The 13,841-nt window shown below is 64.1% G+C and carries 15 protein-coding genes and 1 other RNA gene; 5 read left to right on the top strand and 11 right to left on the bottom strand.

Annotated features, from left to right (window positions below; genetic code table 11):
- Window positions 1-70: 70 nt before the first annotated feature.
- From LK03_RS05150 to LK03_RS05170, 5 genes are read right to left on the bottom strand one after another with little or no spacing between them, the layout of a single operon-like run.
- Window positions 71-1,288: a 2-octaprenyl-3-methyl-6-methoxy-1,4-benzoquinol hydroxylase gene (locus LK03_RS05150; RefSeq protein WP_205621234.1), complete on the bottom strand. Its 1,218-nt coding sequence runs from the start codon at window positions 1,286-1,288 to the stop codon at window positions 71-73.
- 9 nt (window positions 1,289-1,297) lie between these two features.
- Complete coding sequence (locus tag LK03_RS05155) at window positions 1,298-1,744, bottom strand: DUF4442 domain-containing protein (RefSeq protein ID WP_430962058.1); 447 nt, start codon at window positions 1,742-1,744, stop codon at window positions 1,298-1,300.
- 32 nt (window positions 1,745-1,776) lie between these two features.
- On the bottom strand, window positions 1,777-2,973 hold the full coding sequence (ubiH, locus tag LK03_RS05160; RefSeq protein WP_038411366.1) for a 2-octaprenyl-6-methoxyphenyl hydroxylase: 1,197 nt from the start codon (window positions 2,971-2,973) through the stop codon (window positions 1,777-1,779).
- Window positions 2,970-4,304, bottom strand: coding sequence for a Xaa-Pro aminopeptidase (gene pepP / locus LK03_RS05165; RefSeq protein WP_038411367.1), 1,335 nt, complete (start codon window positions 4,302-4,304; stop codon window positions 2,970-2,972). Before pepP ends, ubiH begins: the two co-directional genes overlap by 4 nt.
- Before the next feature lie 22 nt (window positions 4,305-4,326).
- The gene (locus LK03_RS05170) at window positions 4,327-4,881 is read right to left on the bottom strand and encodes a YecA family protein (RefSeq protein ID WP_038411368.1); all 555 of its coding nucleotides are present in this window, start codon (window positions 4,879-4,881) and stop codon (window positions 4,327-4,329) included.
- Between the two features lie 109 nt (window positions 4,882-4,990).
- On the opposite strand from LK03_RS05170, the gene LK03_RS05175 reads away from it, so the two are divergent.
- The 4 genes from LK03_RS05175 to LK03_RS05185 all read left to right on the top strand — a co-directional run bounded on the left by LK03_RS05175 (window position 4,991) and on the right by LK03_RS05185 (window position 6,467).
- Complete coding sequence (locus tag LK03_RS05175; protein WP_049870433.1) at window positions 4,991-5,245, top strand: TIGR02449 family protein; 255 nt, start codon at window positions 4,991-4,993, stop codon at window positions 5,243-5,245.
- Window positions 5,242-5,559 carry a cell division protein ZapA gene (locus tag LK03_RS05180; protein ID WP_038411369.1) on the top strand — a complete coding sequence of 106 codons (318 nt, stop codon included), beginning with the start codon at window positions 5,242-5,244 and terminating at the stop codon, window positions 5,557-5,559. Before LK03_RS05175 ends, LK03_RS05180 begins: the two co-directional genes overlap by 4 nt.
- A gap of 17 nt (window positions 5,560-5,576) precedes the next feature.
- Window positions 5,577-5,756: non-coding RNA, 6S RNA (gene ssrS / locus LK03_RS21775), on the top strand.
- 81 nt (window positions 5,757-5,837) lie between these two features.
- The gene (locus LK03_RS05185) at window positions 5,838-6,467 is read left to right on the top strand and encodes a 5-formyltetrahydrofolate cyclo-ligase (protein ID WP_038411370.1); all 630 of its coding nucleotides are present in this window, start codon (window positions 5,838-5,840) and stop codon (window positions 6,465-6,467) included.
- Here LK03_RS05185 and LK03_RS22285 read toward each other — a convergent pair.
- Window positions 6,464-6,613, bottom strand: coding sequence for a hypothetical protein (locus LK03_RS22285; protein ID WP_167334486.1), 150 nt, complete (start codon window positions 6,611-6,613; stop codon window positions 6,464-6,466). The genes LK03_RS05185 and LK03_RS22285 overlap by 4 nt on opposite strands.
- Before the next feature lie 175 nt (window positions 6,614-6,788).
- Between LK03_RS22285 and LK03_RS05190 the strand changes: the two genes are divergently transcribed.
- Complete coding sequence (locus tag LK03_RS05190) at window positions 6,789-7,241, top strand: EVE domain-containing protein (RefSeq protein ID WP_038411371.1); 453 nt, start codon at window positions 6,789-6,791, stop codon at window positions 7,239-7,241.
- 28 nt (window positions 7,242-7,269) lie between these two features.
- On the opposite strand, the gene LK03_RS21555 is transcribed toward LK03_RS05190, so the two are convergent.
- From LK03_RS21555 to ubiD, 5 genes are all read right to left on the bottom strand, one after another.
- The gene (locus LK03_RS21555) at window positions 7,270-9,744 is read right to left on the bottom strand and encodes a M60 family metallopeptidase (RefSeq protein WP_049870434.1); all 2,475 of its coding nucleotides are present in this window, start codon (window positions 9,742-9,744) and stop codon (window positions 7,270-7,272) included.
- A 151-nt stretch (window positions 9,745-9,895) separates the two neighbouring features.
- Window positions 9,896-10,303 carry a flagellar basal body-associated protein FliL gene (locus tag LK03_RS05210; protein WP_038411375.1) on the bottom strand — a complete coding sequence of 136 codons (408 nt, stop codon included), beginning with the start codon at window positions 10,301-10,303 and terminating at the stop codon, window positions 9,896-9,898.
- Window positions 10,304-10,468: 165 nt separating this feature from the next.
- The gene (locus LK03_RS05215) at window positions 10,469-11,119 is read right to left on the bottom strand and encodes a gamma-glutamylcyclotransferase (RefSeq protein WP_038411376.1); all 651 of its coding nucleotides are present in this window, start codon (window positions 11,117-11,119) and stop codon (window positions 10,469-10,471) included.
- A 210-nt stretch (window positions 11,120-11,329) separates the two neighbouring features.
- Window positions 11,330-12,298 (bottom strand): CDP-6-deoxy-delta-3,4-glucoseen reductase, encoded by a 969-nt coding sequence (locus tag LK03_RS05220; RefSeq protein WP_038411377.1) that lies wholly within the window; start codon window positions 12,296-12,298, stop codon window positions 11,330-11,332.
- Window positions 12,298-13,764, bottom strand: coding sequence for a 4-hydroxy-3-polyprenylbenzoate decarboxylase (gene ubiD, locus LK03_RS05225; RefSeq protein WP_038411378.1), 1,467 nt, complete (start codon window positions 13,762-13,764; stop codon window positions 12,298-12,300). The genes LK03_RS05220 and ubiD overlap by 1 nt, the downstream gene beginning before the upstream one ends.
- Between the last annotated feature and the right edge of the window lie 77 nt (window positions 13,765-13,841).

Here is a 13,841-nt window from a genome sequence, read left to right on the forward strand (position 1 = left end):
TATTTGCCGACTCACCCACCCAGGCGTTACCGGATGTTGCGACGGTAGTCTGCTGCGGGGTGGGGGTCGGTCACGGACGCGCCAGTTCCGGCAGGTCACCGCTCAGGCCCAGGGCCTGGCGAACGAACAGCGCTTTGGCTTCGGGCAGTTGCTCGACCACTTTCAGGCCGCTGTTGCGCAACCAGCGCAGCGGCAGCGGGTCGGCCTGGAACAGCCGCTCGAAGCCCTCCATGGCGGCCATCAGCGCCAGGTTGTGCGGCATGCGCCGGCGCTCGTAGCGGCTCAGCACCTTGAGGTCGGCCAGGCGCCCGCCACGGGCGGCGGCGTGTTGCAACTCTTCGGCGAGCACGGCGGCATCGAGAAAGCCCAGGTTCACCCCCTGCCCAGCCAGGGGATGGATGGTGTGGGCTGCGTCGCCGATCAGCGCCAGACCGCGTTCCACGTAGCGCTTGGCATGCCGCTGGCGCAGCGGTACACAGAGCCTCGGGTCGGCGTGCAGCACCTCGCCCAGGCGTCCTTCGAAAGCCTGTTCCAGCGCCTTGCAGAAGCCCGCGTCATCCAGGCCCATGGCCCACTCGGCGCGCTCAGGCGTGATCGACCAGACGATCGAGCACCAGTCCTGGTTGCCGTCACGGACCAGCGGCAGGAACGCCAGCGGGCCTTCATCGGTGAAGCGTTGCCAGGCGGTACACTGGTGCGGTCGGCTGCAGCGAACGCTGGTGACGATGGCATGGTGCAGATAATCCCACTCACGCGTGACGCTCCCGGTCAGGCGACGCACCGCCGAGTGGGCGCCATCGGCGGCGATCACCAGCGGCGCGCGCAGGCTGCGGCCATCGGCCAGGGTCAGCAGCCAGTCATCACCGGAGTGACGCATCTGTTCCAGCCGCGCGCCGGGCAGCAGGCCGATGTCGCTGTCGTGCAGGCGTTCGACCAAAGCATCCTGAACCACACGGTTCTCCACGATGTGGCCCAGCACCTCGGCATGCACGCTGGCCGCGGAAAAGTGGATGTTGCCGGTGCCGGTGCCGTCCCATACCTGCATGTCGGAATACGGCGACAAGCGCCTGCGGGCGATGCCGTCCCAGGCACCGAGGCGTTCGAGGATGCGCTGGCTGGCCGCCGACAACGCACTGACCCGCGGCTCGAACGGCGCTGCGGCATCGAACGGCTCGACCGCCAGTGGCCCACCGTCGACCAGCAGCACCTGCAAGCCGCTGTGGCGCAAGGCCAGCGCCAGGGCGCTGCCGACCATACCGGCACCGACAATCACCAGATCCGCACGCAATTCCATGATCTACGCCTGCCTCGCTTGCGGTTTGAGCCGCACATATAAGGTTTTGTCGACCCGCGCCACCAGCTCGCCGGCGTCGTCGCGGATGTCGACCTGAAGCCTGGGCAGGTATTTCTTGCCCCCGGCGGTCTGCTGACGGATGTCGTCCAGCAAGGTGTCATCGATTTCGAACTCGGCATGCACCGGACCTTTGCCCGGGGTGATGAAATCGATGCTGGCCGCCTTGTCCCAGACGATGTACTCACTGCCCAGTTGCTCGATCAGCAGCAGCATGTAGAAAGGATCGACCATTGAATACAGGCTGCCGCCGAACTGGGTACCGACGTAGTTGCGATTCCACCGGGTCAGTTTCATGCGCACCTTGATGCGCCGCATGTCCGGGCTGATCGACTGCACGCGAATGCCTGCCCCGAGATAAGGCGGGTAGCAGTTGAGCAGCCAGCGCAGCATGCGGGCCCGCCGGGCCAGTCTGCGCGCGTCGGTCACAGTCCGCCCCGGGCAGGACGCGTGCCCAGCCCCATCGCCTGGCGCGCGAACCAGCGCTTGGCCGGGGGCAGCAGGTCGAGGCCGAGCAGGCCCAGGTTGCGCGCGTTGGCAAGCAGCGGCTGTCGGCTGCCGAACAGTCGGGTGACCTGGTCGGAGAAACCGACGGTAAGGGTCTGGTCGAGCCGCTGGCGCTGCTGGTACGCCTGCAAGGTGGCCAGGTCACCCGGTTGCGCCGGGCCGCCGAGCAGCGCCTCGGCCAGCGCCTGTACGTCGCGCAGCGAGAGGTTGAAGCCTTGCCCGGCAATCGGGTGCAGGCTGTGCGCGGCGTTGCCCAGTACCACCAGGTGCGGACGCACCTGTTCCTGGGCTTCGACCAGCGCCAGTGGATACAGATGACGCGCGCCCACCTGGCGCAACGCCCCCAGGCGATAGCCGAAGGCGTCTTGCAGCTCGCGCAGGAACTGCCGCTCGTCGATCTCGGCCAGACGCTGCGCGTCCATGCCCTGCCGGGTCCAGACCAGCGCACAACGGTTTTCCGGCAGCGGCAGCAAGGCCATAGGACCTTGCTCGGTGAAACGTTCGAACGCTTGCCCGGCATGCTGTTCGCCAGGGGTGATGTTGGCGATCAGCGCGCTTTGCGCGTAGGGCCGCCGGCGCACATGGATGCCCAACTGCTCGCGCAGGCCCGAGCGGCCGCCATCGGCGAGCACGGCCAGGTCGCAGTCCAGCGAGGTGTCGTCATCTAGGCGCAGCCGGTAGCCGTGCTCGATCGGTTGCAGCGAGGTCACCTCGGCCGGGCAGCGCCAGCTGACCACTTCCGTGTCCAAGGCCTGCCACAGGCACTGGCCAAGCCAGGCGTTCTCGACCACATAGCCCAACGCCGGCACGCCTTCATCATGGGCGGCAAGACGGGTGGCGCCAAAGCGGCCACGGTCCGATACCTGAATCTGCAGGATCGGCTCGCCGCGCTGCGCGATCTGCGACCACACGCCCAACTGCTGATAGATCTGCCGAGTGCCGTAGGACAGCGCGGAAGAGCGGGCATCGTAACTGGGCTGGAAACTGTCGCCCGGCGCGAAGGGTTCGATCAGCACGATCTTCCAGCCGCGCGCCTTGGCCCCGGCTTGCAGCGCCAGGGCCAGGCTGGCACCGACCAGCCCACCGCCGATGATCGCCAGGTTCACCCGGCTCATGCGGCGGCCTCACGGGCAGCGGCCATCAGTGCCTCGATTTCGCTTACGGTCTTGGGCACGCCACCGCTGAGAATCTCGCAGCCTTGTCGGGTCACCACCACATCGTCCTCGATACGCACGCCGATGCCGCGCCATTTCTTGGCCACCGACTTGTCATCGGCACCGATGTAGATGCCTGGCTCGACGGTCAATGCCATGCCTACTTCCAGCACCCGCCACTGGCCGCCGACCTTGTAGTCGCCGACGTCGTGTACATCCATGCCCAGCCAATGGCCGGCGCGGTGCATGTAGAAGGCGCGGTACGCCTCGCTGTCGATCAATGCCTGAACCTCGCCCTTGAGCAGGCCCAGTTCGACCAGGCCTTCGGTGATGACGCGAACGGTTGCCTCGTGGGCATGGTTCCAGTGCTTGCCCGGCGCAATCTCGGCGAATGCAGCCTCCTGAGCCTTCAGCACCAGCTCATAGATAGCTTTCTGCTCAGGCGAGAAGGTGCCGCTGACCGGGAAGGTGCGGGTGATGTCGCTGGCGTAGCAATCGATTTCGCAGCCGGCGTCGATCAGCACCAGGTCACCGTTCTTGAGCGCGGCGTCGTTCTCCTGGTAGTGCAGAATGCAGGCATTGCGTCCCGCCGCGACGATGGAGCCGTACGCCGGCATTTTCGCCCCGCCCTGGCGGAATATGTAATCCAGCTCGGCCTCCAGGCTGTACTCATGCAGGCCGGCGCGGCAGGCCTGCATGGCGCGAACATGGGCGCGGGCGGAAATCTCGGCAGCCAGGCGCATCACTTTCACTTCTGCGGCGGATTTATACAGGCGCATGTCGTGCAGCAGGTGATCCAGGGCAACGAACTCGTTCGGCGGCTGCGCACCGAGCCGGGCCTTGGAGCGGATCACGTTGATCCAGTCCATCAGCCGGCGATCGAATTCGGGGTTGCTGCCCATGGCGCTATAGACCCGCTCGCGGCCTTCGATCAGGCCGGGCAGGATTTCGTCGATGTCGGCGATGGGAAACGCATCGTCTGCGCCATGCACCTTGATCGCACCGTCCTGGCCGGCGCGCAGGCCGTCCCATTGCTCGCGCTCAGGGTTGCGCTCACGGCAGAACAGCACGTACTCACCATGCTCGCGGCCGGGGATCAGGGCGATCACCGCCTCAGGTTCGGCAAAGCCGCTGAGGTACTGGAAATCGCTGTCCTGGCGATAGACATGCTCGACATCGCGGTTGCGAATGGCGACCGCAGCCGCCGGCAGGATGGCGATGCTGTTGGGGACCATCTGCGCCATCAGCGCCTTGCGCCGACGGGCGTACTCCGCCTTGGGTATGTGGCTCATGGGCAAAACGACCCCCGGATGATCAGTGCAGCGATGGCTTGGGCTCAGGCGCGGCCGGCTTGGCCAGTTCGGTGAACAGCAACAGTGGCGCCACACGCAGGTACTCCATGACCTCCATGTAGTCGTTCTCGCCGTCTTCGGATTCTTCCAGCGCTTCCTGCACCTGGGAAATGGCCACCAGGTCCTGCAGCACTTCCTTGGCGTCGCTGCTCAGGTCGAGGCCGCCCGAATGCTGACCGAAGCCTGCGAGGAAGCCCTGGCACCACTGTCCCAGCGCCACGGCGCGGTCGAGCAGCGCCGCTTCGTCGCCCGGCAGCAGCAGAACCAGGGCGATGTCTTCGCCGGTCAGCTCGCCCTTGACCATTTCCTGCAGGCCGATCAGGGCATTGCGAACCGGGTCGGATGGCTCGTTTTCCAGCAGTTGCGCCGCATCGGCCAGCCAGGCCTCGGCATCGAAGCCGGCACCGGCGCAGCAGCGGCCGAGCAGCAGGCCGTGCAGTTCGGCGGGAGAAACAGGATGCCCGTTACTGGAAAGCAACGTAGCGAACGCGGTATACGGCGAATGGGTATTAGGCATGGGCAACTAGGCGCCAGACGGCGCGATGACTAGAATGAAGGGCTTGTATCCTAGCACCGGCAGACGCGCCAAGACCATCGGCACTGGCCGCCGGGGCAGGCACCGAGGCATGATCGTCTGGCGAGTCAACGATGGAGCGAAGCGAGTGCAACCCACGCAAGAGAACGACCTGCAAACGCTCATGAGCCGGTTCGAGATACTGATCGAGCGGGTCGAGCAACTAAAACGGCGAAATGCACTCCTAATGGCTCAGGAAAAATCCTGGCGCGAGGAGCGCGCCCTCCTCATCGACAAGAACGAGATCGCCAGGCGCAAGGTCGAATCGATGATCGTGCGCCTCAAGGCCCTGGAGCAAGACTCATGAGTTCACCCAACAGCGTCACCGTGCAGATTCTCGACAAAGAATATTCGATCATCTGCCCGCCGGAAGAACGCAGCAATCTGGTCGGTGCCGCGCGTTACCTCGACGGCAAGATGCGCGAGATCCGCAGCAGTGGCAAAGTCATTGGCGCCGACCGCATCGCGGTCATGGCCGCGCTCAACATCACCCACGAACTGCTGCACCGCCAGGAGACCCCGGACGCCCCGCCGGTGATCACCAGCCGCGAGCAGGTACGTGAACTGCTGGAGCGTGTCGATCAGGCGTTGTCCGACGACGTGGGTAGTAAAATCGACTGACGTGGGTATACTGGCGCCACTCCCTGGTGGATGCGCCAGTCGGTTATGTCCCTGAGCCGATACGCACAACCACGGGGGTTGCACGCTGAGGCAGGTGTGCATGTCCGCCTGACGGAAAGCCTTAATGCCTCCTGCAATCTCCACCTTGAACTTTCGGGTTCAAGGGCTACACCGATAGCGGTCTTATCGGGGAGCCTGAATTCTCTTGCCCGCCTTCCCTGGCGGGCAATTTGTCTGGGCCGTCCACGCCGGCCTGTCGATTCGAGACCGCCTGTGCCATGACCGACACCGCGCCGCTCACCCGCCCCCAGCTTCGTCGCCTGCTGCGTGATGCACGCCGTGCGCTCACCCCGTTGCAACAGCGACAGGCTGCCCGTGGGCTGTACCGGCAGCTGGCGCAGCACCCGCTGTTCCGCCGCGCCCGGCACATCGCCCTGTACCTGCCCAACGACGGTGAAATCGATCCACGCCTACTGTTGCGTGAGGCTCAGCGGCGCGGCAAGCGCACGTATCTGCCGGTACTGCACGCCTGGCCTCGCACGCACATGGTCTTTCAACGCTTCGACGCCCACGAACCCTTGCGGCCCAACCGCTTCGGCATTGCCGAGCCGGTGATCAACCGCAAACGGCAGCGGCCAACCTGGGCGCTGGACCTGATTCTGCTACCACTGGTCGGGTTCGATGAGGTGGGTGGCCGGCTGGGCATGGGCGGCGGCTTCTACGACCGCAGCCTGGCTTACCAATCAAGGCGTAAGGGCTGGAAGAAGCCGCTGTTGCTGGGGCTGGCCCACGAGTGCCAGAAGGTCGAACGGCTGACCCAGGCCAGCTGGGATGTGCCGTTGAAGGGAACGGTATCCGACGGGGGATGGTACCTGGCCTCGGCCCCAGAGGCCGCGACCTGCATCTAGCGTATCGATTGAACCTGCACGACCGGAGCCTGGTACGCAGCGTCGAGCTTGCGTTCCCAGAAGCTTTGCGCGTAACCGGTAGTGACGACACCTAGACCGAAGATGAAGACCAGGACCCAGAGCAGATCCGGTTTGCGTTTGTTCATCGATTGCCCCCCAGGCAAACAGATCAGCCCCGTCTGCACACAGGGGCTGACAGGGCAACGAGCTTTGAAATCGCGCGCATTCTGCGACAACCCAAGTCGCCACGCAAATGCTGTTTGTCACCGCTGGTCGGTTTGATGAAACAGATTATTTCACCGACTGTCAGGAGCATCCCAGATGGCCTATTGGCTGATGAAATCCGAACCCGAAGAGCTATCCATCGAAGGGTTGAGCCGCTTGGACGAGGCCCGTTGGGACGGCGTACGCAACTACCAGGCGCGCAATTTCCTGAGGGCCATGAGCCTAGGCGATGAATGCTTTTTCTACCACTCCAGCTGTCCGCAACCGGGCATTGCCGGTATAGCGCGGATCATCACGGCGGCCTACCCCGACCCCACGGCACTGGACCCAAGCAGCCCCTATCATGATGCAAAAGCAAGTGCGGAAAAAAACCCGTGGAGTGCGGTGGATGTCGCCCACGTACGGACTTTCCGGCACGTGCTCCCGCTTGGACTGCTCAAGCAACAGACGGCACTCGCCGAGCTGCCTTTGGTGCACAAAGGCAGCCGGCTGTCGGTGATGCCTGTGAGCGAAGCGCAGTGGGCGGCGATCATGGCGCTGAGCGCCTGAGCCGCCCCGCCCCGCTCCGCCCCGCACGCTACGGCAAGACAGCCTTCGCGCATTGCCCTTCAATGGCCTGCAACGATTCGCCGGCAGGCTCTGATGTAGTGAATCGGCACTCGACGTCGAAGCTGCCATCGATAGCTTGCAACAGCACGGCCCGCCACCGCTCAGGGAAACTACGCTCACGGAAATTCATGCGTACTTCCAGCATGGTGCTGCCGTCGACCAGATGATTGTCGTTCAGGTGATCGTTCTCGAACGTCCCATCACCACCCACGGTGGCGACGGCAGGCCAGGAGCCATCGCGATTGTGCACTTCGACATCGGCACCTGCCGGAGCGCCTGTACCGTTGACCCAGATCGCCCCGGTCTGCGTGCGCCTTACGCGCAAGCTGGTCACCACTGGACGCTGTGTCACAGTCGCTTGCTGTGATGCCCCCGCGCTGTTGGCCGTACGAAGCTCGAGCAGGGTTGCACCGTCGCGCAAATAGCCTTTGTCGAGGGCATCATTGCGGTAGCGTCCGAACGCATCGGCGGTAGCGACGCCCGCCCGGCCATTGTGCTGGGTACGCGCTTCGATGACCGCTCCTGGTGGCCAGGCATGGCCTTCGATCTGCACATTTCTGCCCTGCGCCGAAAAGGCCCAGACATCCAGTATCCGCGACTCGGCACTGCCACCGAACACCGGAACCTGGGTAGGTTGGCCGGGTGGTTTGGGAAGGCTCAATGCGGCGATCTGTGCCAGTGTCTGTGCATCGGGGCGCAGGCCCCAGGCGCCGAAGTACTCGGACAGATCCGCATTAGCGGCCTTGCTCGCCTCGACTTGGAACAGGCGCTTGCGAGCGGCTTTGTCGCCAGGGTCGCCCAAGGTGCGCGCCGCCCGCTCCAGACGCGGATAGAACGTATCACCAAAGCTGCGTCGCAACTGCTCGAACATCACCTCGCGATTGGCGCCTGTGTTGCTTTCCATGTTGTCGAATTCACGCTCCGCATCGGGCTGCATGAGATAAATCTGCGCGCGGTCCCAGGTCGCTGCCCGTGGGCCGACCGGCAAGCTTTCTCCCCAGAAACGACGCAGCGCCGCCGTGGTGAAGATGTTCACCGTTACCTCCCCCAGCGAGGGCATGTCCCACGGCCAGACGGTGCTCTGGCGCTGATGCCCCAGCTCGTGCCACAGGCCCCAAGTGGACGGCGCTCTCAACACGGACAGCGCGTCCAGAGCAGGATAGGGCATGTTGGCGCTGTAGTCCGAGGCATTTGGATTGACGCCTGCGCAGGTCTCCACTACCCAAGGACGCAAAGGGCTGGCCTGATGGGGCGGCTGTTGGCCGTCCAGCCCGGCAGCCGCGCTCTGTGCGTTGATACCCATCTGGTAATAGAGCATCAACGCCGTCGGGTGGCTCTCTGGACCCACGTATTTTGCCGACGACAAGCTGCTGGCGATGACCACGCTACTACCCGAATGCAGCGCATACGGAACCGTCGACGCGTCCAGCATCGAGGTCCATGCAGAATAATCGACCCCTTCGGTGTAATAGGGCACTGGCATCGCAGTCTGACCCAGCTCGACCGTGACTCGGCTACCGGCCTCGGGCGCCACAAAACGCATGAGAACCAGTCCCCCTTGGACCGGTTGATAGATGGTATTGGTCCCATTGCGCAACGCCGTAACCGACATGCCCCTCTCGCAGGTCGACGGCTCCCAAGGCTGAACCAGCGAATTCACCCCCACGGCCAACTGCAACGTGGCGCCGGCTGGCAAGCCGCTGACCTGCACCTGCAGTGGCGTCGAATGATTCAGGTAGAAACCGGTGGGTTGCCAGTCCGACCATTTCAACCGCTGCTTGAGCCGCTGCTGTTCGGCGCTGGCGTCCGGCAGAGGGCTCAGGACTAGCCTGCGCGACTGCGGAAAGCGCTCGAGCTGACGCTGCTCGAACGTCGGGCCGCGTGGCACGATGCTGTCGCTCCACAACTGCCCCGCATCGACCTGCTCAGCGCATGTGTCCAGGCTGACGCGCGCGCCATCGAACGCCAGACAGCGCTCTTCAGTGGAGTAAGCGTTCTGCAGCCTGACAAAACCGGGTTGACCATCTCGTACTCGCCAGGCGTGCTCGGCTCTGGAAGGGGCGCAGGCAGCGACCTTGGCCTGCCACCCGACATTTACCAGACACCGCTGCGGGCTCGGGCCGCCGACCTCCTGCAGCATCATCCCTTGCCCGGTCGGCACGGTCTGCCACTGCCCCTTGCCCGCGATGTCACAACGATCGAGCGTTGGAGAACTACCGTCCGCACCCACCACCAGGCATTTGCGCGCCTGACCGCTGTCACTGGCACGTTTGCTGATGAGCGTACCGGGGTTGGCGGACGCGGTATCGTTGACGGGTGAATCGAACGCGAACGATGCCGAAGCGGCGGTTACGCTCGCCGACAGCAGCAGTGCCGCAAGGCCGAGGGGAACAAGGGGTGTACCGGGGATCCTGTGCAGACGCGGTAAGGTCGAACTGTTCATCCATGTCTCTCCTGAAACCCTCGCGCCGAGCCGCTCGAATCAAGAGGCTTGCGGCGACGTCGATGACGCTCGAGGGATTCAGGACATTCCAGCGAAGCAGCCTAGCGCCTACAACTGACAGAACTGACAGGCCGCCCGGATAACCAAGGCCCTACTGCACGATCAGATTGTTGAACAGCAAGTCTTCGACGATCGGCTTGCCCTCTTCGCTTTCCAGCACTTGCTGGACTTGCTTCAAGGCCTCCTGGCGCAGCCGCTCCTTGGCTTCGACGTTACTCATGCTGTCAAGGGTCTGCTGGGTGAACAAGGCAACCAGCTGATTGCGAATCAGCGGCTCGTGCAGCTTCACCGCCGCAGCCGCCTCGGCGCCGGTCACGCGCAGAGCGACATCGGCCTTGTACACGTGCAGTTTCGGGCTGCCATCGAGGGCGTAGTTGCCCACGAATGGCGGGGTCAGGCTGTAGTAGGAGACCTTGGCCTCTCCTTCCTTGGCTTCCTCTTCAGCCAGTGCCGCCATGGGTAGCAACAAGGCCAGCACCATCAAGATCCACGCTTTCACGGTTCAGCTCCTTTCGTAGTTGGCGCCAGCTTAACCAGCGAGTGCAGTAAACCCAAGCGCATCGATTCGCACTTGGGCATTGCTACAGGTATCGGCCAACGTCGGCAAAGAAAGAGGCCCGCCGTGGTGTCACGCGCTGGATTGGCAGACTGCGCTCGGCAATCCTCACGCCTGACGCAAGGTATGACAGCGCTTGAAACGCGCCTCCAGGTTGCGATCAGGCATCTGATGATCACGCAGGGCATGCAGGGTCTGCTCGACGTAATCGCGGGTGCTGCCGAAGCGTCCTTCAGCCCTGGCGAGAATCTCGCTGAGCAGTGTGTCCGGCAGGTTACCGGCGTAACACGGCAGATGCCGTTCGAGCACGAAGCCCAGCGCCTGCACCTTGCTGCCGTCGTCCAGCCGGCAATTGAGCCAGTGCGGACGGTAGGCCGGGTACGGCATCTCGCGCTGCCACAGCGCCATCAGCGAATCTTCCAGGCTGCCTTCGTCGAGGCGATAGGCGAAGCCGCTGCACGAGCCGCCGCGGTCGAGCCCGAAGACCAGCCCAGGCGTCTGCGGTGTACCACGGTGCGCGTGCGACCACAGGTACAGACCGCGGTGATAGCCATGCACCCTGGCGCGCTGTCGCTCCAGGGTATTGCCCTCGGGACGCCAGATCAACGAGCCGTAGGCAAACAGCCAGACCGGGCCACCGGCATGGCGCGACATGGTCGAGGTCATCGAGTGGAGTAATTGCTCGTGGCTCAGTTGCGGGCCGAAATCGAGCCGTGGAGGGTAGGAGACTTTCCAGGACGTAGGTTCACTTACCGCCATAACGTGCCGCCATTGCTTCTCATAAAACACTGGAGCATCGAACTGTAACTGAGTGATGCCGTTATGAACTTACCGTACGGCGGAACGGTCGCCGCTTTCAAGTCCGTCGAGCGCTATTGACCCGGTTCTGATAAACCGTCTTGGCATAACGACCTGCCTGCGGTTTCTATGCCAGACGCCCTGGCGTGCCTTGGCAGGGCGCCGGTGCAGTCAGCCGCGCGGTGCGTAGGCGAACACGTCAGCACGCATCTGGTGCGCATCCATCCCTGCCTCCACCAGCGCATCCAGGGTGGCGTAGACCATGGCCGGCGAACCGCTGGCGTAGACGTGTACGTGGGTAAGCTCGGCGATGTCTTCGCACACCGCTTCATGCAACAGCCCGCAGCGCCCGTCCCAGCCGCACAGGTCGCTGACCACCTTGTGCAGGAACAGGTTGGGACGTTGCGCCCACTCGTCCCAGTGCTCGATCTGGTAGAAATCCTCGGGCCGGCGCACGCCCCAGTACAGGTGCACGGGGTGCGTGAAGTCCTGCGCCCGGCAGTGCTCCAGCAAGCTGTGCATCTGCGCCATGCCGGTGCCGGCAGCGATCAGCACCAGCGGCCCGTCCGGCAACTCGGCCAGGTGCGCGTCGCCGAACGGCAGCTCCAGGCGCGCCAGACGCTCGCGCTGCAACTGCTCGATCAACAGTCGGGCCCCGCCTTCGCGGGCAAGAATGTGCATTTCCAGATCGCGCCCGCTGTGCGGCGCCGAAGCCAGGGAAAACGCCGCCTTGCTCGCGCCTTCACGCTCGATCATCAGGTACTGCCCGGCGTGATAACGCAGCGGTTTGCCGGCCGGAGCACGCAGGCGCACGCGCCAGACATCACCGCCCACCTCGACGCACTCGGTGAGGGTGCAGGCCAGCTTGCGTACGGGCAGCTCACCCAGTGCCAGCACGCCATCCCACAGCAGCACGCAATCCTCCAGTGGCTCGGCGATACAGGTGAACAGCTCACCGTGGTCACGCACTTCACCGTCCTGACGTACCCGCCCTTCCACCAGCAACGCCGCGCAGACGTGGCAGTTGCCATTGCGGCAGCTGTTGGGGCAGTCATAGCCCAGGCGCCGCGCCGCATCCAGAATCCGTTCTCCGGGCTCGAGTGCGAGCACTGCCCCGGATGGCTGCAAGGTTACCTGCATCACTCTATTCCCAACTGATCCCACAGCTCATCGATACGCCGGGTCACGGCCTCGTCCTTGACGATGGCACGCCCCCATTCACGCGTGGTTTCGCCCGGCCACTTGTGGGTGGCATCCAGACCCATCTTCGATCCCAGCCCCGACACGGGCGAGGCGAAGTCGAGGTAGTCGATCGGGGTATTGTCGATCATCACCGTGTCGCGCTTGGGGTCCATGCGCGTGGTGACAGCCCAGATCACATCGTTCCAGTCGCGGGCATTGATATCGTCGTCGGTCACGATAACGAACTTGGTGTACATGAACTGTCGCAGGAACGACCACACACCGAGCATCACGCGCTTGGCATGGCCGGGGTACTGTTTCTTGATAGTGACCACCGCCATGCGGTACGAGCAGCCCTCGGGCGGCAGGTAGAAGTCGACGATCTCGGGAAACTGCTTTTGCAGAATCGGCACGAACACTTCGTTCAATGCCACGCCGAGGATGGCCGGTTCATCCGGTGGACGCCCGGTGTAGGTGCTGTGGTAGATCGGCTGGCGGCGATGGGTGATGCGCTCGACGGTGAACACCGGAAAACTGTCCACCTCGTTGTAGTAGCCGGTGTGATCGCCGTACGGCCCCTCGGGCGCCATTTCGCCGGGGTGGATGACCCCTTCGAGAATGATTTCCGCGGTGGCCGGCACCTGCAGGTTGCTGCCGCGGCACTTGACCAGCTCGGTGCGGTTGCCGCGCAACAGGCCGGCGAAGGCGTACTCCGACAGGGTGTCAGGCACAGGCGTCACCGCGCCGAGAATGGTCGCCGGATCGGCGCCCAGGGCGACAGCCACGGGGAATGGTTCGCCAGGATGCTTCTCGCACCACTCGCGGTAGTCCAGCGCGCCGCCGCGATGGCTGAGCCAGCGCATGATGACCTTGTTGCGGCCAATCAACTGCTGACGGTAGATGCCCAGGTTCTGGCGGTCCTTGTTCGGGCCGCGGGTCACGGTCAGGCCCCAGGTGATCAGCGGGGCGACATCGCCTGGCCAGCAGTGCTGGATCGGCAACTGGTTGAGGTCGACATCATCGCCCTCCACCACCACTTCCTGGCACACCGCATCCTTGACCACCTTTGGCGCCATGGACACGACCTTCTTGAAGATCGGCAGTTTCGACCAGGCGTCCTTCAAGCCCTTGGGCGGCTCGGGCTCCTTGAGAAACGCCAGCAGCTTGCCGATTTCCCGCAGTTCCTCGACCGACTCGGCGCCCATGCCCATGGCTACGCGCTCCGGGGTGCCGAACAGGTTGCCCAGCACCGGGATATCGAAGCCGGTGGGTTTCTCGAAGAGCAAGGCCGGGCCCTTGGCCCGCAGCGTGCGGTCACAGACCTCGGTCATTTCCAGCACGGGGGAAATCGGAACCTGGATGCGCTTGAGCTCGCCGCGCTGCTCCAGGCCTCGGATGAAGTCGCGTAGGTCGCGATACTGCATGCGTGAGCCTCGTATTGGCCGTATCGGTCGGTAAAGGGGGAGCGCAATGCATTGAGGCCGCGTCGCCTGCCTTCGCA

This window comes from Pseudomonas cremoricolorata (assembly GCF_000759535.1).
GTDB classification, from domain to species: Bacteria; Pseudomonadota; Gammaproteobacteria; order Pseudomonadales; family Pseudomonadaceae; genus Aquipseudomonas; species Aquipseudomonas cremoricolorata_A.